At 46.2% G+C, this 1,393-nt stretch carries 2 protein-coding genes; both read right to left on the bottom strand.

The genetic code is table 11. From position 1 onward, the window contains the following. Nucleotides 1-65: 65 nt before the first annotated feature. Complete coding sequence (locus tag ACR0CG_RS23825) at nucleotides 66-1,208, bottom strand: acyltransferase family protein (RefSeq protein WP_480527978.1); 1,143 nt, start codon at nucleotides 1,206-1,208, stop codon at nucleotides 66-68. 39 nt (nucleotides 1,209-1,247) lie between these two features. Continuing rightward, the coding region (locus ACR0CG_RS23820; RefSeq protein WP_480527980.1) for a transposase at nucleotides 1,248-1,393 on the bottom strand (146 nt) is incomplete at its 5' end.

Raw genomic sequence — 1,393 nt, 5'->3', positions numbered from 1 at the left:
GCAACCCGCTACGACAGGTGCCCGAAGGTCTTCCTGTCAGCAATCGCCCTTGCAGCACTCGTTATCTATTGGCTATGAGTCCTGACCCTAGCGCGCTTTTCCCTTCGGTGGTGAACAAATCGCTTGGCAACGCGCATAGCAGGAAGCTCTACTAAACTGTGAATCGCCGCAGACAAAAAAAGCAATAGAAAGACAAAAGCCGCGATCTGTAATCCGACATGAATGTCGCTTCCATCCAACTTTTTTTGGAAGAAAAAAATTAATGGCTGATGTATCAGGTATGTTGCAAAGCTAATCGTACCTAGCCAAACAAAAACTCGGTATGATAAAACCCGCGATACCCAACCATTGCCTTTCGCGAACACCCAAGTTGCTATTGCGAATAGAATGAATCCGCTGCTACTTGAAATCCACTGCACTGCAACAGGTCCAAAATGCAAATCCAACCAACCGCTGAACTCTCTAATTCGCCAGTTCTGATAAATAATACTCGCAATTACGGCAACCTCGCAAGTGGTCCAGCCGAAACTTGAAACTTTCCTCCCTTCCGTTGGTTGTCGCACAAACAAATGCGCGGCAAGCATTCCAGCACCGAATTCACCCAAACGTGCCAGTGGGTTAATGTAGCCCAATGCCAATCTATGAAATTTGATGTTCAGATCAAAAAGAATAATTGATGAATAAAGTAGCCAAAGAACAGTTAGCGCCAATAAGCCAGTGACGAATCCGATTGTACTGCGCAGTAATATTGTGAGAAGTAGCGGAAAGGAAAAATAAAAGAAGAGTTCCGTTGAAATCGACCAAGATGGTCCGTTTAGACCCCAGTATACGAAATAGTCGGAACTCCAAGAATGGAATAGAAGGATAATTGAAACGAATTCAAGCCCAGAAATTCGCGGCAAAAGCCACTCAAAAGAACCTTTATTCAACCAGAAATAAATAATTACAAGTACAGCAATGTGAGCAGGCCAAACGCGAAAAAATCTCAAGAATGCGAATTCACCCCACGTAGTTTGGTTCGTTCTGTCATGGTAACTGTAGTAAAGAACGAAACCAGATAGCACGAAGAAAAATGATACGCCGGCAACGAGGCTGAAGGGGCTGAGGCTACCAGCGGGCAGCCATAACACACCCTGTAAATGGTGAAAGACAATTGTAAGGGCCGCAAAAAACCGCAGGCCCGTGAGGGAGAGCAATTCAGATTTCATTCACATACTCCAAGAAAAAAGTCTTCCTAGGGTCAGGACTCATAGCCAATAGATAACGAGTGCTGCAAGCGCGATTGCTGACAGGAAGACCTTCGGGCATCTGTCGTAACGGGTCGCGACCCGCCGCCACTCCTTCAACCTGCCGAACATGATTTCGATCCGGTTGCGCCGTTTGTAGCGACGCT

The organism is Ruegeria sp. AB8 (genome assembly GCF_056542605.1).
Note: the sequence above shows the minus strand (reverse complement) of the source record. Positions and strands in the feature narration are given on the sequence as shown.

What these genes read in the sequence shown, in the direction of transcription:
- ACR0CG_RS23825 (WP_480527978.1), bottom strand. Translation starts at nt 1,208, where the DNA reads ATGAAATCTGAATTGCTCTCCCTCACGGGCCTGCGGTTTTTTGCGGCC.